Below are 17424 nucleotides of genomic sequence, written 5' to 3' on the forward strand. Positions count from 1 at the left end.
CGCCGGTGGCTCCGCTCAGCCCGGAGCCACCGGCGTCGGCTCGCCCGCCTGCAACGGCACGCTGACCGTGGGGGCCGGTTTCGGCAGGGTGAAGACGAACCGGGCGCCGTCGGCGTACCCGTCGTCCAGGCGCAGCGTGCCGCCGTGGTACTCGACGATCTTCTTGCAGATGGCCAGCCCGATCCCGGTGCCGTCGTAGGCGCCCCGCGGGTGCAGCCGCTGGAAGATCAGGAAGATCTTGTCGGCGTACCGGGGGTCGATGCCGATGCCGTTGTCCGCCACGGCGAACTCCCAGCCGGCCGTGTCCTCGGTGACCGCCACCCGGATCCGGGGCGGCCGGTCGGGGCTGCGGAACTTCACGGCGTTGCCGAGCAGGTTCTGCCAGAGCATGGTGAGCAGCGTCTGGTCGCCCTGCACCACCGGCAGCGGGTCCGCCTCGATCTCCGCGCCCGCCTCGGCGACCGCCTCGGAGAGGTTCGACTCGGCCTGCGCGAACGTCGCGGCCAGGTCCACCTCCCGGTCGTCGCGGTAGACCCGGCCGATCCGGGAGAACGCCAGCAGGTCGTTGATCAGGTTCTGCATCCGGGTGGCCCCGTCCACCGCGTAGTCGATGTACTGCCGGGCCCGGTCGTCGAGCTGGTCGGCGTAGCGGCGTTGCAGCATCTGGCAGAACGACGCCACCTTGCGCAGCGGCTCCTGGAGGTCGTGCGAGGCCACGTAGGCGAACTGCTCCAGGTCCTCGTTGGACCGGCGCAGCTCGGCGGCCTGCTGTTCGAGCGCGTCCCGGTGCCGGCGGCTGGTGTTCAGCGCGTCGACCACCCGCTGCCGCATGGTCTCCACGTCGACGGTGAGCCGGGCGATGTCGGCCGGCCCCTCCGGGGCGAGGCGGTGCTCGAAGTCGCCGCCGGCGACCCGCCGCACGGAGGCGCCCAGCCGGTCCAGCGGGCGCAGCACCGTGGTCCGGACCAGCACCGAGATGACGATGCTGGACAGCAGCAGGGTGGCCAGGATCGCCACGAAGAGGAGGTCCCGCAGCGCGCGGGCCCGGTCCAGGTCGGCCCGGCCGGCCGCCTGCACCCGGTCCAGCCGGGCCTCCAGGCTGGTCAGCGCGGCCTGCGCGGCGTCGAACGCGAGCCCGCTCTGCCGCACCACCGGGGCCAGCTCCGCCGCGCTCGTCCCGGCCCGCCGGGCGGCGATCAGCCGGGTCGGGTACTCGGCCCGCCAGCGGTCCGCGAGGGCCAGCGCGGCGTCCAGCTCACGCCGCGCCTCCGGCTCGTCGCTGAGCAGGTCGCGGGCGCGTTGGGCGGTCGCGCGCTCGGCGGCCACCCCTTCCTCGTACGGGCGCAGCAGCTCCGGGTCGCCGGTGATGACGTACCCGCGGACCACCGCCGCCTGCTCCAGCAGCCCGCTCTCCAGCCGGCTCACGGCGGTGCGGGCCGGGGAGATCCGGTCGGCCAGCCGGTTGGAGACCGTGGCGGTGTGGGACAGCGCCACCGCGCCGACCCCGCCGCCGGCGAGCACCAGCACAGTCATCCCGAGCATCATGACGCTCAGCCGGCGGCTCGTGGTCATCCCCGCCCCGCGCCCCGCGGTGGCGGTCGTGGATGCCGCTGCAGTGCTGCTCACGGCAGCACAGTAACGGAGCTGTCCGGTTCGTCGCGCGGCGCTCAGTCGAGCAGCCCGCCCTCGGTGGGCAGCGGCAGGCCGGGCAGCGGCAGCCCGGGTACGGAGACCGACACCGACACCGAGGGCAGCGGCAGCCGCGGCAGCGGCACCAGCGGGCTGTCGGCCGGGGCGGGCGAGCTGCTGGTCCGGGGTCTGGGCGAGCCGCCCGAGGTGGCGGGGCCCCGCCGGGGCGTACCGGTGACCGAGGGGCTCGGGACGGCGGTGGGCGCGGGGGTGTCCGGGGCGGTGTCGGCCGGCACGGCGCTCGGCGGCGCGGTGACCGCCCGGGCCGCCGCCAGGTCGCGGGCCAGCACGTCGAGCGCGGCGTTCAGCCGGGCGACGGCCGCCCGGTCCTCGACCCGGGCCAGGTCCCGGCGGGCCTGCGCGATCAGCGCCTCGGCGTCGTCGAGCCGGCCGGCGTCCAGGGCCGCGCGGGCCCGGTCGATCGTGTCCTCGATGCCGCGCACCTCGGCCTGCTGCGGGTACAGCAGCTTGGTCAGCGACCAGAGCGGGCTGCCCGGGCCGGCGTCGCGGCTGCTGATGCCGAGCCCGGAGACCAGGGCCAGCAGCGCCACGGCGGCGGCCGCCAGCCGCAGCGCCCAGGGGCGGGGCCGCCGGACCGCCCGCCGCACGGGCGCCTCCTCGACGACGTCCGGCGCGGCGGGGCGTACCCCGGTGGGTTCCTCGGCGAGGTCGGACCGCCACGCGGCGAGCAGCCCGGCGAGCGCGTCGCCGTCGGGCGCGGGCTCGCCCCGGCCGAGCGCGTCGAGCAGCACGTCGTCGCGGGCGATGGTCCCCAGGTCCATCGCCTCGTCGCCCTCGCCCGGCGTCCGCCCGGTCATGCCGCCACCTCGTCCAGTGAGCCCCCGGCCAGGGTACGGAGCCGGGCCAGGGCACGGGACTGGGCCATCCGGACCGCGGCCGCCGACATGCCGACCACGTCCCCGACCTCCTCGGCGGACAGGCCCACCGCGACCCGCAGCAGGACGATCTCCCGCTGCACGTCGGGAAGCCGGCCGAGCAGGGCGGACAGCCGCCGGGCCAGGTCGCTCGCCACCGCCTGCTGCTCGGGCCCCGGCGCGGCGTCCGGCCGCTCCAGCGGGGTCTCGGTGGGGGTGACCGCGGCGTCCCGGACGGCGGAGCGCTGGGCGTCGGCCACCTTGTGCGCGGCGATGCCGTAGACGAACGCGGCGAACGGGACGCCCTGCTCCCGGTAGCGGGGGAGGGCGCGCAGCACGGCCACGCACACCTCCTGGGCGACGTCGTCAGCCGTGGTGTAGGCCCCGCCCACCCGGCCCAGCCGGGCCCGGCAGTAGCGGACCAGCCCCGGACGCACGCCGACCAGCAACGCCTCGACCGCCGCCGGGTCGCCCGCGGCGGCCCGGCGGACGAGTTCGGACTCGATCACTGTCGTCATGGCGTTCGCGGAACATCCTCATCACCGGCCGTTTTCCGGCACGTTATCGACACCTCCGGGGTTTTGCATAGCTCGCGGCCCGTCCCCGACCGATGACCCAAAGTAGTTGTTGCGCCCCGCCGCCCCCGCCCGATGTTCCAGGTGAGACACGAAGGGAGGGGAACGATGGGCGTCGAGGTCGCGGTACGTGGACTCACCAAGTCCTTCGGCGGGCACCCGGTCTGGTCGGACCTCACCCTGACCCTGCCCGCCGGGGAGATCTCCGTCCTGTTGGGACCCTCCGGCACCGGCAAGTCGGTGTTCCTCAAGACGCTGGTCGGGCTGCTCCGGCCCGACCGGGGCTCCGTCGTCATCGAGGGCCGGGACCTGCCAAAGCTCTCCGAACGCGAGCTGTACGAGGTGCGCAAGCTGTTCGGCGTGCTGTTCCAGGACGGCGCGCTGTTCGGCTCGATGACCATCTACGACAACGTGGCGTTCCCGCTGCGCGAGCACACCCGCCGCTCCGAGTCGGAGATCCGGGCGGTGGTCACCGAGAAGCTGGAGATGGTCGGCCTCGTCGGCGCCGAGCACAAGCTGCCCGGCGAGATCTCCGGCGGGATGCGCAAGCGGGCCGGGCTGGCCCGCGCCCTCGTCCTCGACCCGCAGATCATCCTCTTCGACGAGCCGGACTCCGGGCTGGACCCGGTGCGCACCGCTTACCTCAACCAGCTCATCGTCGACCTCAACCAGCGCACCGGGGCGACCTTCCTGATCGTCACCCACGACATCAACACGGCCCGGACGGTGCCGGACAACATCGGCCTGATCTACCACGGGCACCTGGCCATGTTCGGGCCGCGGGAGATGCTGCTGTCCAGCACCGAGCCGGTGGTCCGGCAGTTCCTCAACGCGCAGCGGATCGGCCCGATCGGGATGGCCGAGGAGAAGGACGCCGAGGAGCTGGCGGCCGAGGCGCAGGCCGGTGTGGAGCTGCCGCCGCTGCCGCCCATCCCGCTGCAACTGCCCCCGTCGGACGGGCGGCCGCGCCGCGCCGAGCGCCCGCCCGGCCAGTGGTGCCGCGACAACGGCGTCACCCCGCCGCCTGGATCGTTCGAGGGCCGCTGGGCGGCCGAACCGAGCGAGGTGGCGGTGTGAGCGAGCGGAGCGAGCGAGCCATCAGGCTCAGCAGCGTCGGCGCTCGTGCCGCCGCCGAGCGGAGCGAGGTGGCGGTATGAGCGCCCCCGTCGCCGCCGTTCGGCACACCGGCGAGTTCTTCGCGTTCTGCCTGGACACCCTGCGCGGGCTGGGTCGCCGGCCGGTGCAGGTCCGCGAGTTCGTGCAGCAGGCCTGGTTCATCAGCTCGGTGTCGATCCTGCCCGCCGCGCTGGTCTCCATCCCGTTCGGTGCGGTCATCGCGCTCCAGCTCGGCTCGCTGGTCCGCCAGCTTGGCGCGCAGTCGTTCACCGGCGCCGCCTCCGTGCTCGCCGTGGTCCGCGAGGCCGGCCCGATCGTCACCGCGCTGATCATCGCCGGCGCCGGCGGCTCGGCCATCTGCGCCGACCTCGGCGCGCGGAAGATCCGCGAGGAACTGGACGCCATGCAGGTGCTCGGCATCGACCCGATCCACCGCCTCGTGGTGCCCCGGGTGCTCGCCTCGATGCTGGTCGCCGTGCTGCTCAACGGCCTGGTCAGCGTGGTCGGCGTGACCGGCGGCTACGCGTTCAACGTGGTGCTCCAGGGCGGCACGCCCGGGGCGTACCTGGCCAGCTTCCAGGCCCTCGGCCAACTGCCCGACCTGCTGGTCGGCGAGGTGAAGGCGCTGCTGTTCGGGGCCGCCGCCGCGTTGGTCGCCAGCCACCAGGGGATGACCGCCAAGGGCGGGCCGAAGGGCGTGGGCGACGCGGTCAACCGCAGCGTGGTGATCACCTTCATGCTGCTGTTCGCGCTGAACTTCGTGGTCACGGCCGTGTACTTCCAGGTCGTCCCGCAGAAGGGGAGCTGACATGGCGGTCCTGCGGTATCTCGACGACCTGGGCGGCCAGCTCGCCTTCCACCTGCGCGCCCTGGCCTGGACGCCGCGCACCCTGCGCCGCTACCGGCGCGAGGTGATCCGGCTGCTGGCCGAGGTGAGCTTCGGCACCGGGGCGCTCGCCGTGTTCGGCGGCACCGTCGGGGTGATCTGCTTCCTCACCTTCTTCACCGGCACCGAGGTCGGGCTCCAGGGCTACCAGGCGCTCGACCAGCTCGGCAGCAGCGCGTTCACCGGCTTCGTCTCGGCGTACTTCAACACCCGGGAGATCTCGCCGCTGGTCGCCGCGCTGGCGCTGTCGGCCACCGTCGGCTGCGGCTTCACCGCCCAGCTCGGCGCCATGCGGATCTCCGAGGAGGTCGACGCGCTCGAGGTGATGGGCGTGCCCTCGCTGCCGTTCCTGGTCACCACCCGGATGATCGCCGGCTTCATCGCCGTCATCCCGCTGTACGTGCTCGGGCTGCTCGCCAGCTACCTGGCCACCCGCACCATCGCGGTCGGCTACTACGGACAGTCCGCCGGCACCTACGACTACTACTTTCACCTGTTCCTGCCGCCGGAGGACGTGCTCTGGTCCTTCGGCAAGGTGCTGGTGTTCAGCGTGATCGTGGTGCTGGTGCACTGCTGGTACGGCTACCAGGCCCAGGGCGGGCCGGCCGCCGTCGGCATCGCCGTGGGGCGGGCCGTGCGGACCGCGATCGTCGCGGTCAACGTCGTGGACTTCTTCCTGTCCCTGGCCATCTGGGGCGCCACCACCACCGTCCGGATCGCGGGGTGACGACCATGCGACACCGTCTTCTCGGCCTCGTCTTCGTCGCCCTGCTCACCGCGGCGCTGACCGCCGCCGTGCTCCAGTACCGCGGGGCGTTCACCCCGGTCGACCGGGTCACCCTCCGCGCCGACCGCGCCGGCCTGCACCTGATCGAGGGCGCCGACGTGAAGGTACGCGGTGTGGTGGTCGGCGACGTCCGCTCGGTGCGCAGCGACGGCCGTGGCGCGGTGATCGGGCTGGCCCTCGACCCCGCCGCCACCGCCCGGATCCCCGCCGACGTGACCGCCCGGCTGCTGCCCAAGACCCTGTTCGGCGAGCGGTACGTCGAACTCGTCCCGCCCCCGGGCAGCGCCGCCGGGCCGATCCGCGACGGCGCCGTGATCACCCAGGACCGCAGCCGCACCGCCGTCGAGCTGGAACGGGTGCTCGACGAGGCGCTGCCGCTGCTCCAGTCGATCCGCCCCGACCAGCTAGCCACCACCCTGGGCGCCATCGCCACCGCCCTGGAGGGGCGCGGCGAACGGCTCGGCGCCAACCTCGCCCGGCTCGGCGCGTACCTGCGGCAGCTCAACCCGCAGCTCCCGACGATCGCCGAGGACCTCCGCCAGCTCGCCGCCGTGCTGGACAGCTACGACGCGGCGCTGCCCGACCTGCTGGCCCTGCTGCGCGACGTGACCGTCACCGCCGGCACCATCGGCGACCAGCGCGACCAGCTCGCCGCGTTCCTCGCCGACACCACCGACACGGCCGACACGGCGCGCGGCTTCCTGGACCGCCACGGCGACCAGATCATCCGGCTCGGCCAGGTCAGCCGCCCCGTGCTGGAGCTGCTGGCCGCCTACGCGCCCGAGTACCCGTGCCTCGTGCACGGGCTGGTCGCCCTGCAACCCCGGGTCGAGGAGGTCTTCGCCGGTGGCCGGATGCACATCACCCTGGAGGTGACCCGCGACGGCGGCCCGTACGAGCGGGGCCGCGACGAGCCGGTCTACGGCGCCCAGGACGGCCCGGACTGCCGGGGCCTGCCGCACCCGAAGGTGCCCGCACCGGAGGTGCCGGTCGCCGACGGCTACGACTACCGCGGCGCCCGTACCCCCGCGCCTCTGCCCGTCGGCGTGCCGGCCGGCGGCGGCCCCGCGGCGCCGGCGTCCCCGGCGATGGGCCGGGCCGGCACCGCCGAGGAGCGGGCCCTGGTGGCGCCGCTGGTCGGCGGGCTCACCGGGACGCCGCCCGCCGAGGTGCCCGACTTCGCGGTGCTGCTGTGGGGCCCGCTGCTGCGTGGAGCGGTGGTGACCGCCCGATGACCGGGAAGACGACCCCCGCGCTGGTGAAGCTCGTGGTGTTCGCGGCCGTCACGCTGCTGGCCACCGCGCTGCTCGCGCAGACCCTCGGCGCGTTCCCGCCAGCCGGCACCACCTACCGGGCCCGGTTCACCGACGTCACCGGGCTGCTCGCCGGCGACGACGTGCGGATCGCCGGGGTGCGGGTGGGCAAGGTGAGCGACATCCGGGTGGTCGAGGACACCACCGCGGAGGTGGCCTTCACCGTCGACCGGGACGTGCCGGTGGCCGTCGGCGTGCGCGCCGCCGTCCGCTACCGCAACCTGGTCGGCCAGCGCTACCTGGCGCTGACCGAGGGCCCCGGCGACCCGCGCCCGCTGCGTCCCGACGGCCTCATCCCGCTCGCCCAGACCAAGCCGGCGCTGGACCTGACCGTGCTGTTCAACGGCTTCCGGCCGCTGTTCACCGCCCTCGACCCCGCCGAGGTCAACAAGCTGGCCTACGAGATCGTCCAGGTGCTCCAGGGCGAGGGCGGCACGGTCGCCAGCCTGCTGCGGCGCACCGCCTCGCTGACCAGCACCCTGGCCGACCGGGACGCGGTGATCGGGCGGGTGGTCACCAACCTCAACCAGGTGCTGGGCACCCTGGCCGCCCACGACAAGGAACTCGACCAGAGCATCAGCCAGCTCCAGCAGTTCGTCTCCGGGCTCTCCGCCGACCGCACCGCCATCGGCGAGGCGCTGGTCAGCCTCGGCGAGCTGACCGACACCACCGCCGGGCTGCTGCGCCAGACCCGGCCGCCGCTCGCCGCCGACGTCCGCGCCCTCGACGAGCTGGCCGGCACGCTGAACCGCAACTCCGCCGTCATCGACGCCACCCTGGGCCGGCTGCCGCAGCGCTACGAGTCGCTGACCCGGGTCGCCTCCTACGGCTCCTGGTTCAACTTCTACCTCTGCGACTTCGACGGCCGGCTCGCCGTCGACGGCCACGCGCCGCTCACCGTGCCCGGCGTCGACGCCACCGCCGCCCGCTGCGCCACGGGAGGTGCCCGGTGAGACCCTTCCGCGAACGCAACCCGGTCGTGGTCGGCGCGGTCGGGCTGACCGTGCTCGTCGCCGTCCTGCTCGGCGCGTTCCAGCTCGACCGGATCGCCGCGCTCACCGGCCGGGCGTACGCCGCCGCGTTCCACGACGCCAGCGGCCTGTCCACCGGCAACGAGGTCCGGGTGGCCGGCGTGCGCGTCGGGGTGGTCACCGCCGTGGAACTGGCCCGGGCGCCCCAGCCGTACGTGCGGGTCCGGTTCCGGGTCGACGACGACGGTGTACGCCTCGGCCGGGACACCGGCGCGACCATCCGGATCAAGACGGTGCTCGGGCAGAAGTACCTGGCCCTCGCCCCGGCCGGCGCGGGGAAGCTGCCCGAGCGCGCGCAGATCCCGCTGGACCGCACCGCCGCACCGTTCGACGTGGTGCAGGCCGTCACCGGCCTCGCCGACACCCTCGACAAGGTCGACACCGACCAGCTCGCCCGCGCGTTCACGACCTTGTCGGAGACGTTCGCCGACACCCCGCCCAGCGTGAGCACCTCGCTGACCGGGCTGTCCCGGCTGTCCCGCACGGTGTCCTCCCGCGACGCGGAGCTGCGTACCCTGCTGTCCCGCGCCCGGGGCGTCACCGGCGTGCTCGCCGAGCGGGACGAGGAGTTCCGCAAGCTGGTCACCGACGGGGAGAAGCTGCTCACCGAGGTCAGCCGGCGGCGGGACGCCATCCACCAGCTCCTGGTGGGCACCGACCAGCTCGCCACCCAGCTCTCCGGGCTGGTCGCCGACAACCGCACCCAGCTGCAACCGGCGCTGCGCAAGCTGCGCGACGTGGTGGCCGTCCTGCAACGCAACCGCGACGACCTGGAGCAGACCGTCCGCCGGATGGGCCCGTTCGTCACGGCGTTCGCCAACGTGGTCGGCAACGGCCGCTGGTTCGACTCGTACGTGGACGGTCTGCTCCAGCCGTACCTGCCCGCCGCCACCGGAGGTCGCTGATGCCCGGTCGGATCCAGCGCTGGCGGCGCCCGCTCGCCGCAGCCACCGTGCTCGTCATCGCCGTCGCCGCCGGGGCGGCCGTGTGGCGCCACGAACCGCCCCAGCGGCGCGTCGTCGCATACTTCACCCGCGCGGTCGGCGTCTACGCCGGCTCCGACGTGCGGATCCTCGGCGTCCGCGTCGGCGAGGTCGAGAAGGTCGTCCCGCAGGGGCGGGTCGTCCGGGTGGAGATGCGCTACGACCCGGAGCTGCGGCTGCCGGCCGGCGCGCAGGCGCTGATCGTCCCGCCCAGCGTGGTCAGCGACCGGTACGTGCAGCTCACCCCGGCGTACACGGGCGGCGCCGCGCTCGACGACGGCGCCCGGATCCCGGTCGACCGGACCGCCGCGCCCATGGAGATCGACGACATCTACGCCGCGCTCGACGAGTTCAACCGGACCCTCGGCCCGAGCGGCGCCAACGCCGACGGCGCCCTGTCCGACCTGGTCGCCACCGGCCGGGCCAACCTGGACGGCAACGGCGCCAACCTGCACGACACCCTCGACGGGGCCTCCCGCGCGCTGACCACCCTGTCGAACGGGCGCGGCGACCTCTTCGGCACGGTGGTCAACCTGCAACGCTTCACCACCACCCTGGCCCGCAGCGACCAGGAGGTACGCCGCTTCCAGCAGCAGCTCGCCGACGTCGCCGAGCAGCTCGCCGGCGAGAAGGAGGAGCTGGCCCGGGCGCTGCGCAACCTGGCCGCCGCGCTCGGCGACGTGACCACCTTCGTCCGGCAGAACCGCACGGCGCTGACCTCGAACGTCACCGCGCTGGCCGACATCACCAAGGTCCTGGTCCGCCAGCAGCAGGCGGTCATCCAGATCCTCGACGTGGCCCCGCTGGCCATCGGCAACCTCAACCTCGCCTACAACCCCCGCTCGGGCACCCTGGACACCCGGGACAACCCGCTCGGCCCGTACGACCCGGCGACCTTCGCCTGCTCCCTCATGGCCGCCCAGCTTCCCGCCGCGGAGGTGCCGGCGATCTGCACCAAGCTCGCGCAGACCCTGCGGCAGCGCGGGCTGCCCCTCACCGACCAGCTGCGCAAGCTGCTCAAGCTGCCGCCCGGCGCCCCGGCGGGAGGCGGGTCCTCACCGGGACCTGTCAGCTCCCCCGGTGCGCCGACCGCCGACCAGGCGCCGGGCGGCTCCACCATCCCGAGCGACCCCACGCTCGGCGGCATCCTGCGGGGCCCGGCGTGACCGCCCGGCCGTCCGGCGCGCCCGCCGGCACCCGCGCCCGGCGGCTCCGGCTGCTGGCCGGCGCCCTGGCCGTGGCCCTGCTGCCCGCCGGCTGCGGCCTGCCCGAGGTCGCCGACCTGCCGCTGCCCGGCGGCCGGCCGACCGGGCCCGGCTACACGGTCACCGCGGAGTTCACCGACGTGCTGGACCTGGTGCCCCGGGCCGCCGTGAAGGTCGACGACGTCACCGTGGGCAGCGTCGAGAAGATCTCGCTGGACGGCTGGCACGCCCGGGTCCGGCTGCGCATCGACCGGGCGGTGCGGCTGCCGGCGAACGCCACCGCCGCCGTCCGCCAGAGCAGCCTGCTCGGCGAGAAGTACGTGGCGGTGGCCCCGCCCCCGGCCGAGCCGGCCCGCGGCGACCTCGCCGACGGCGACCTCATCCCGCTGTCCCGCACCAGCCGCGGCGCCGAGGTGGAGGAGGTCCTGGCCGCCCTGGGCCTGCTGCTCAACGGCGGTGGCCTGGCCCAGCTGCGGACCATCAACGCCGAGCTGAACCGGGCCCTGGCCGGCCGCGAGCCGGCGCTGCGGGACACCCTCACCCAGCTGGACACCTTCCTCGGCGGGCTCGACCGGCAGAAGGCCGACATCGTCCGCGCCATCGACGCGCTCGACCGGCTCAGCGGCCGGCTGGCCCGGCAACGCCAGGTCGTCGGCGACGCGCTGGACTCCCTGGCCCCGGGCCTCACCGTCCTGGCCCGGCAGCGGGCCCAGCTCACCAAGGCGCTCACCGCGCTCGGCCGGCTCGGCACCGTGGGCACCCGGGTGGTGGAGCGCAGCCGGGCCGACACGGTGGCCGCGGTGACGTCCCTGCAACCGATCCTGGAGCAGCTCGCCCGGGCCGGCGACGACCTGCCGAAGTCGCTGGACTTCATGCTGTCGTACCCGTTCCCGCCGAACGTCACGGGCGCGATCGTCGGCGACTTCGTGAACCTGTCCGTCACGGCCGACCTGGACGCCGCCAGCATCCTGGCCAACCTCGTGGCCGCCGCGCCCGCCCCGGCGCCGCGGGCGTCCCGACCGGTCACCCCGACGGCCCCCCGGCCGCCCGCCACGGGCGGCGCCCCGGCGCGCCCCGGCGCCAAGCCCGGCGGTGGCATCCTCCCCGACCTGCCGCTGCTGCGGTGCCTGCCGGACCTCAAGGACTTCCCGGCCATCTTCACCCCGCCGAAGGAGTGCGGGCTGCCGGAGGGCTGCAAGCTGCTCAAGCCCGGCTCCACCGTGCCGCTGGGTGGGCTGCTGCTGCCCAAGGGCCTGGTGCCGCCCGGCACCGCGCTCCCCGCCGGCACCGAACTGCCCGACGGCACCGTGCTCACCGCCGAGTGCGTGCTCCCGGTGACCGGCGCCGTCACCGGCCAGATCGGCGACCTGACCGACGTGCTCGGGGGAGGGCTGATCCCGTGATCGGACGCACCGTGAAGCTCCAGGTGCTCGCCTTCGTGCTGGTGAGCATCCTCGGCGTCGGCTACGTCGGCATCCGCTACGTCGGCCTCGGCGACCGGCTCTTCCACACCGGCTACGTCGTCCACGTCGACCTGGCCCGCGCCGGCGGGCTGTTCGCCAACGCCCCGGTGACCTACCGCGGCGTGCCCGTCGGCCGGGTCACCGCGGTCGACCTGCACGGCGACGGGGTCCGCGCCGACCTGCGCATCGACCGGGGCGTCCGGGTTCCCGACGCGTTGCGCGCCGTGGTCGCCCAGCGGTCCGCCGTCGGGGAGCAGTACCTCGACCTGCGCCCCGACCGCGACGGAGGGCCGTACCTGGCCGACGGGGCGGTGATCCCGGCCGCCCGGACCGGCCTCCCGCTGGCCCCCGAGACGCTGCTGACCAACCTGGACGCGCTGGTCCGCTCGGTCGACCCGGACGACCTGACCGTTCTCATCACCGAGCTGGGCACCGCGTTCGAGGGCAACGAGCAGGCCCTGGCCCGCCTCCTCGACGCCGGGGACGCCCTGCTGGCCGAGGCGGACCAGCGGCTGCCCGAGACCCTCGCGCTGATCCGTGACGCGCGGACCGTGCTGACCACCCAGGCCGAGTCCGCCGAGGCGCTGCGCCGCTGGTCGGCCGGGCTGGCACAGCTCACCGCCACGCTGCGCGCCGCGGACCCGGACCTGCGGCGGCTGCTGGCCGACGGACCGCCCGCCGGCGTGGAGCTGCGGGCGCTGCTGCGCGGCCTGGAACCCGACGTGGGGGTGCTGCTCGGCAACCTGGTGACCGTCAACGGGATCGCCGCGCGGCGGCTGCCCGGCATCGAGCAACTGTTGGTGGTGTACCCGATCGCGGTGGCCGGCGGGTTCACGGTCACCCCCGGCGACGGCACCGCGCACCTCGGTCTCGTGGTGAACGCCGGCGACCCGCCGCCCTGCGTCTACTCCGGCGGTGGCACCCGGTGCGACGCCGGCGAGCGGTCCGCCGGGGCGAGCGTGCGCGGCGCCGGGAACGCCCCCCGGCCGGGCGGCGCCGACCCCGCGCCCCCGCCCGACCGGGGCGGCGACCCCGGGTACGACCCGGCGACCGGCCTGGTGCTCGGCGCCGACGGCCGCCCCCTGCAGTTCGGCGGCACCGGCGGCCAGTACCGCACCGCCGGCGCCCAGTCCTGGAAACAGCTCTTGCTCGCCGGGGTGACCCCGTGACCGGCGTACCCGAGGAGGTGGCGGTGCCCAGCCGTAGGAACACCACGTTGAAGGTCATCAAGGGCGCGAAGGCCGGCGGCCCGACCCCGCCGCGCCGCCGCCTGGTCACCCGGGTGCCCGCACCCGCCGAGCCGATCGAACGGGTGCTGGAACGGCTCGACCGGGAACCCGTCGAGGACCCCACCGAGGCCGGCGACCTGACCGTCGTGGGCGACCCCGCCGAGGTCGAGGACCTGCCCGACCCCCACGCGGAGTCCGCCGAGCCGGACGCCGCGGCCGAGCGGGACGCCGCCGCCGCGCCGGACGCCGCCGGCCCGCGCCGCCGGGCCCGGGCGCTCACCGCGCTGCTCGTGGTGCTGCTTGCCGCCGCCCTGGCCGGCGCCGGCGTGGAGGGCCACCGCTGGTACGTCGACCGCGCCACCGACCAGGCCCGCCGGGCGGCCGTCGCCGCCGGCCGGCAGGCCGCGGTCAACTTCGTCTCGGTCAGCGCGGCCAGCGTCGACCGGGACCTGAGCCGGATCACCGCCGGCGCCACCGGCGACTTCAAGGACGAGTTCACCCGCGGCCAGGCCCAGGTCCGCGCCGCCGTGGTGGAGAACAAGGTCCAGTCGCAGGGCAGCGTGCTGCGCGCCGGGATCGTCTCCGGCGACCGGCGGCGCGCCGTGGTGCTGGTCGCGGTCGACGCCACCGTCCGCAACGTCAAGGCGCCCGACGGGCGGCCGTCGCACTACCGGATCCAGCTCGACCTGGTCCGGGACCGGGACTCGGGGGACTGGCTCGTGACCAAGCTCCAGTTCGTCGGATGACCGACAGGAGGAGACCGATGCGCGTACCGACCGTCCTGCGTCGACCCCCGCTGCGGCCCGTGCCGCTGCTCGTCGTCGCGCTGCTGCTGGCCGCCGCCGTGGCGGTGGCCGGCTGGACCGCCGACCGCCGCGCCGGGCAGCGCGACCAGGCCGTCCGGCAGGCCCTGGCCACCGCGCCGGCCGCCGCCAAGGCCCTCTTCTCGTACGACTACCGCACCTTCGACGACAGCGTCGCCAACGGCCGTACCTTCGCCACCGGCGGCTTCGCCGACGAGTACGCGCAGACCACCACCGCGCTCAAGGCGACGGCCACGAAACAGCAGGCCGTGGTGCTCGCCGAGGTCTCCGCCACCGGCGTGGTCAGCGCCGAGCCGGACCGGGTGGAGCTGCTGCTCTACCTCAACCAGTACCGGCGCAACGTGACCACGGCGGGGGAGAAGGTGGACCAGAACCGGGTGGTGCTCACCCTGGTGCCGGTGCACGGCGAGTGGAAGGTCGTCCAGGCCACCGCCATCTGACCGGCGGGCTTGCCGGCGTCTGCTAGCTGTGGCGGTGTGTCCGAAACCGACCAGCGGCCCGCCGACCTGGCCGACCCGTCCGCGACCGACCCCGGACCCGGCCGGCACCCCGGGTCCGGGGTCGCCGTCCGGCGCGCGGAAGCACCCGTTGCGCCGATGGACGGCGGCTCCGGCGCGACCAGAATGACCAGCGAGGCGGTGGCCGACACCCGCCCCTGGAACGCCGTGGAGTTCGTCGCATGAGCGGCTGGCAGCTGTCCGGCTACACGCCGGTCCGTCGGCTCGGCGCCGGTGCGTCGGGCAGCGTCGTGCTCGCCACCCACGACGCCACCGGCACCCCGGTCGCCATCAAGTACCTGGTACGCGACATCGGCGCGGATTCCTCCTTCCGGACCGCCTTCCGGGAGGAGGCCCGGCTCCTCGGCGAGATCGACGACCGGCACGTGAGCCGCCTCTACGAGTACGTCGAGTCGCCGCACGGCGCGGCCATCGTGATGGAGTTGGTCAACGGGGTGTCGCTGCGCCAGATGTTGCGCGCGCACGGCCCGACCACCCCCGAGGCGGCCCTCTGCGTGCTGAAGGGGTCGCTCGCCGGGCTCGCCGCCGCGCACGCCCACGGCGTGGTGCACCGCGACTACAAGCCGGAGAACGTGCTGGTCACCGGCGAGGGGCTGAGCAAGCTCGCCGATTTCGGCATCGCCATGCCGGTCGGGCAGGGCTCGGACAGCACCGTCTCCGGCACGCCGCGCTACATGGCCCCCGAGCAGTGGACGGGCGCGCCGGCCAGCCCGGCCTGCGACATCTACGCGGCCACCGCCACCTTCTTCGAGTGCCTCACCGGCCGGCCACCGTACCCGGGGCCCGACCTGTTCAGCCTGCGCGAGCAGCACGCCTCCGCGCCCATCCCCACCGACCCGGCCCCCGCGCCGGTGCACGAGCTGCTCCGCCACGGCATGGCCAAGCGCCCCGACGAGCGGCCGCAGCCCGCCCAGGTGTTCCTGGAGCTCCTCGACCGGGTGGCCGGCGCCGGCTACGGCGAGGACTGGGAGGAGCGGGGCCTGCGCGAGCTGGCCCGCCGGGCCGCCCTGCTCGCCGCGCTCTGGCCGTTCCCCGACGGCGCGGGCGGCGCCACCAGCCTCGCCAGCACCACGCTCGGCGCGACGGCGGGCCGCGGCGGCCGGTTCCGCCGGGGCCGCGCCCGGACCGCGCTGGCCGCCGGCGCCCTCGCCGCCGCCCTGCTGGTCGGCGGCGCCGGCTACAGCTACGCCGCGCACGACGATCCGGTGACCGCCGGCGGCCCGACCGGCCCCGCCGTCGCCGACCCCGCCACCACCGCCGGTCCGGCCCCCGCCACCCCGACGGGCACGCCGACGCCGACCGTGACCGCCACCCCGTCCGCGCCGGCCACCCCGAGCGTGACCCCGACCGGCTCCCGCTCCGCGACACCCACCCGCTCACCGGTACGCACGAGCGCGCCCGCACCGACCCCGTCGACCAGCAGCTCGCCGCCCCCGCCGCCGGACGTCACCGCCCCCACCGTCGGTGGTGTCGCCGCCGACCCCGGCCAGCTCGAACCGAACGGCTGCCCGTACGGCTACCAGACCGCCACGGTCACCGCCACGGTCACCGACGACCGCAGCGGCCCGGCGGCGCTCAAGGTCACCTTCGCCTACACCCTGGAGGGCGTCACCCGGACGGGGTCGATGGCCTCCGCCGGGCGCGGCGTGTTCCGGGGCACGCTCGGCCCGTTGTCCGCGCCGAAGCGGAGCAGCCGCATCCCCGTCCAGGTCACCGCCGTCGACACCGCCGGCAACGCGACCACCTCGGCGTCGCCGGTGTACGTGACGCTCTACAACTACTGCACTCCCGGCTAGGAGTCGACCGTGCCCGCTGCGCAGACCTGCACCGTGTCCCGGGGACGGCCGGCGTGACCCGGCCCGAGGAGCCGACCGAGGCCCTGCCCACCCGGGCGCTGCCCGCCGACCCCGGCGCGACCGTCGACCTGGGTCGTGGCGGCGACCCGGCGCACCACGTCGACGCCACCGTCCACCTCGGCCCGCCGGCGCGGCCCGACCCGCCCCTGAACCCGGACGCGACCGTGCACCTCGGCGCGCCGTCCCCGTCGCCCGGGTGGCCCGGCGACGACCGGACGGCGCACCTGGGCGGGCCGGAGCCGACCGCCCGGTTCGACGCACCGACCATGGGCGAGCCGGGCGCCGCAGGGCCGACCGTGCACTTCGGTGCGACGCCGGAGCCGATCACTCGGTTCGACGCCCCGACCGCAGCGGCGTCGTACACCGCCGGGCCGACCGGGCACCGCACCGCGCCGCACCCGGGCGCGCCGACCGCCGGGGCGTACCGCGAGGCGACGGCGGACGCGCGGGCGGTGAGCGGCGGCACGGCGCCGCCGCCCGGCGGGGAACTGCGCTTCGGGCCCGGCGTGCCGGCCACCCCGCCGCCCGCTCCGGCCTGGCCCGCGGCGCCCCCGGCGCGGCGGCCCCGCCCGGTCTGGCGCCGGGTCGTCTCGGTGCTGTCCACCCTGCTCACCGCGGCGCTGCTGGTGGTGGTCGGGCTCTACCTCTGGCAGCGGCTGCGCCCGCTGGAGGTCGAGGGGGTGACCGTGGCGGTGCCCCGGCCTCCCGGCGTGGCCTGCGACGTCACCGTGGACGTGGTGGCCACCGTGCGCACAAACGGGCGCGGCGGCGTGATCCGTTACCAGTGGTTCCGCTCGGACGCGCCGCCGGGCAGCCTGCTCACCGAGCGGGTCGGCCGCGGCCAGCGGACCGCCACCCTCACCCTCAAGTGGACGTTCAGCGGGGTCGGCGCGACCGCCGGCGCCGCCACCGTCAACATCATCGAGCCGTCGCCGGTGCAGGCCGGCACGCAGGTCCGCTACCGCTGCCCCGGGGGCTGACCGCGTTTCCCGAACGGCTGGTCAGGGTAGCTCCAGGCGGACGACCCCTGACCATCTGCGTGGAGGCCCTTCGATGAAAGACAATTTCGGGGAC

At 75.4% G+C, this 17424-nt stretch carries 17 protein-coding genes; 14 read left to right on the top strand and 3 right to left on the bottom strand.

Annotation, left to right across the window (positions count from 1 at the left end; all coding sequences use genetic code 11):
• Window positions 1-15: 15 nt before the first annotated feature.
• The 3 genes from FXF50_RS03130 to shbA are packed head-to-tail and all read right to left on the bottom strand — an operon-like array spanning window position 16 to window position 3082.
• Window positions 16-1626, bottom strand: coding sequence for an ATP-binding protein (locus FXF50_RS03130; RefSeq protein WP_222865970.1), 1611 nt, complete (start codon window positions 1624-1626; stop codon window positions 16-18).
• A 41-nt stretch (window positions 1627-1667) separates the two neighbouring features.
• On the bottom strand, window positions 1668-2507 hold the full coding sequence (locus FXF50_RS03135) for an anti-sigma-D factor RsdA (RefSeq protein ID WP_148425643.1): 840 nt from the start codon (window positions 2505-2507) through the stop codon (window positions 1668-1670).
• Window positions 2504-3082, bottom strand: a complete 579-nt coding sequence (gene shbA / locus FXF50_RS03140; RefSeq protein WP_148425644.1) for an RNA polymerase sigma factor ShbA — start codon at window positions 3080-3082, stop codon at window positions 2504-2506. The genes FXF50_RS03135 and shbA overlap by 4 nt, the downstream gene beginning before the upstream one ends.
• 165 nt (window positions 3083-3247) lie before the next feature.
• On the opposite strand from shbA, the gene FXF50_RS03145 reads away from it, so the two are divergent.
• From FXF50_RS03145 to FXF50_RS03210, 14 genes are all read left to right on the top strand, one after another.
• Complete coding sequence (locus FXF50_RS03145) at window positions 3248-4216, top strand: ABC transporter ATP-binding protein (protein ID WP_148425645.1); 969 nt, start codon at window positions 3248-3250, stop codon at window positions 4214-4216.
• A 76-nt stretch (window positions 4217-4292) separates the two neighbouring features.
• Window positions 4293-5063: an ABC transporter permease gene (locus tag FXF50_RS03150; RefSeq protein ID WP_148425646.1), complete on the top strand. Its 771-nt coding sequence runs from the start codon at window positions 4293-4295 to the stop codon at window positions 5061-5063.
• A gap of 1 nt (window position 5064) precedes the next feature.
• Window positions 5065-5868 (top strand): ABC transporter permease, encoded by an 804-nt coding sequence (locus tag FXF50_RS03155; protein ID WP_148425647.1) that lies wholly within the window; start codon window positions 5065-5067, stop codon window positions 5866-5868.
• A 5-nt stretch (window positions 5869-5873) separates the two neighbouring features.
• Window positions 5874-7163, top strand: a complete 1290-nt coding sequence (locus FXF50_RS03160; RefSeq protein WP_148425648.1) for an MCE family protein — start codon at window positions 5874-5876, stop codon at window positions 7161-7163.
• The gene (locus tag FXF50_RS03165) at window positions 7160-8194 is read left to right on the top strand and encodes an MCE family protein (RefSeq protein WP_148425649.1); all 1035 of its coding nucleotides are present in this window, start codon (window positions 7160-7162) and stop codon (window positions 8192-8194) included. The genes FXF50_RS03160 and FXF50_RS03165 overlap by 4 nt, the downstream gene beginning before the upstream one ends.
• Window positions 8191-9177, top strand: coding sequence for an MCE family protein (locus FXF50_RS03170; RefSeq protein WP_148425650.1), 987 nt, complete (start codon window positions 8191-8193; stop codon window positions 9175-9177). Before FXF50_RS03165 ends, FXF50_RS03170 begins: the two co-directional genes overlap by 4 nt.
• Entirely contained in the window at window positions 9177-10421 is a 1245-nt protein-coding gene (locus FXF50_RS03175) for an MCE family protein (protein WP_148425651.1), read from the top strand. The genes FXF50_RS03170 and FXF50_RS03175 overlap by 1 nt, the downstream gene beginning before the upstream one ends.
• On the top strand, window positions 10418-11863 hold the full coding sequence (locus FXF50_RS03180) for an MCE family protein (RefSeq protein WP_255509855.1): 1446 nt from the start codon (window positions 10418-10420) through the stop codon (window positions 11861-11863). Before FXF50_RS03175 ends, FXF50_RS03180 begins: the two co-directional genes overlap by 4 nt.
• Entirely contained in the window at window positions 11860-13092 is a 1233-nt protein-coding gene (locus tag FXF50_RS03185; RefSeq protein WP_148425652.1) for an MCE family protein, read from the top strand. The genes FXF50_RS03180 and FXF50_RS03185 overlap by 4 nt, the downstream gene beginning before the upstream one ends.
• Window positions 13089-13898 (top strand): hypothetical protein, encoded by an 810-nt coding sequence (locus FXF50_RS03190; protein ID WP_187399483.1) that lies wholly within the window; start codon window positions 13089-13091, stop codon window positions 13896-13898. Before FXF50_RS03185 ends, FXF50_RS03190 begins: the two co-directional genes overlap by 4 nt.
• 17 nt (window positions 13899-13915) lie before the next feature.
• Window positions 13916-14416, top strand: a complete 501-nt coding sequence (locus FXF50_RS03195) for a hypothetical protein (RefSeq protein ID WP_091306538.1) — start codon at window positions 13916-13918, stop codon at window positions 14414-14416.
• 36 nt (window positions 14417-14452) lie between these two features.
• The gene (locus FXF50_RS03200) at window positions 14453-14659 is read left to right on the top strand and encodes a hypothetical protein (protein WP_148425654.1); all 207 of its coding nucleotides are present in this window, start codon (window positions 14453-14455) and stop codon (window positions 14657-14659) included.
• On the top strand, window positions 14656-16290 hold the full coding sequence (locus FXF50_RS03205) for a serine/threonine-protein kinase (RefSeq protein WP_148425655.1): 1635 nt from the start codon (window positions 14656-14658) through the stop codon (window positions 16288-16290). Before FXF50_RS03200 ends, FXF50_RS03205 begins: the two co-directional genes overlap by 4 nt.
• A gap of 53 nt (window positions 16291-16343) precedes the next feature.
• Window positions 16344-17330: a hypothetical protein gene (locus tag FXF50_RS03210; protein ID WP_148425656.1), complete on the top strand. Its 987-nt coding sequence runs from the start codon at window positions 16344-16346 to the stop codon at window positions 17328-17330.
• Window positions 17331-17424: the final 94 nt, after the last annotated feature.

Source organism: Micromonospora sp. AP08, assembly GCF_008085935.1.
Classification (GTDB): Bacteria; Actinomycetota; Actinomycetes; order Mycobacteriales; family Micromonosporaceae; genus Micromonospora; species Micromonospora chersina.

Bases quoted from the DNA above. Each gene is read 5' to 3' on its own strand.
- FXF50_RS03135 (WP_148425643.1), bottom strand. From the start codon at position 2,507: ATGACCGGGCGGACGCCGGGCGAGGGCGACGAGGCGATGGACCTGGGG.
- shbA (WP_148425644.1), bottom strand. From the start codon at position 3,082: ATGACGACAGTGATCGAGTCCGAACTCGTCCGCCGGGCCGCCGCGGGC.
- FXF50_RS03145 (WP_148425645.1), top strand. From the start codon at position 3,248: ATGGGCGTCGAGGTCGCGGTACGTGGACTCACCAAGTCCTTCGGCGGG.
- FXF50_RS03195 (WP_091306538.1), top strand. From the start codon at position 13,916: ATGCGCGTACCGACCGTCCTGCGTCGACCCCCGCTGCGGCCCGTGCCG.
- FXF50_RS03160 (WP_148425648.1), top strand. From the start codon at position 5,874: ATGCGACACCGTCTTCTCGGCCTCGTCTTCGTCGCCCTGCTCACCGCG.
- FXF50_RS03150 (WP_148425646.1), top strand. From the start codon at position 4,293: ATGAGCGCCCCCGTCGCCGCCGTTCGGCACACCGGCGAGTTCTTCGCG.
- FXF50_RS03155 (WP_148425647.1), top strand. From the start codon at position 5,065: ATGGCGGTCCTGCGGTATCTCGACGACCTGGGCGGCCAGCTCGCCTTC.
- FXF50_RS03175 (WP_148425651.1), top strand. From the start codon at position 9,177: ATGCCCGGTCGGATCCAGCGCTGGCGGCGCCCGCTCGCCGCAGCCACC.
- FXF50_RS03205 (WP_148425655.1), top strand. From the start codon at position 14,656: ATGAGCGGCTGGCAGCTGTCCGGCTACACGCCGGTCCGTCGGCTCGGC.
- FXF50_RS03165 (WP_148425649.1), top strand. From the start codon at position 7,160: ATGACCGGGAAGACGACCCCCGCGCTGGTGAAGCTCGTGGTGTTCGCG.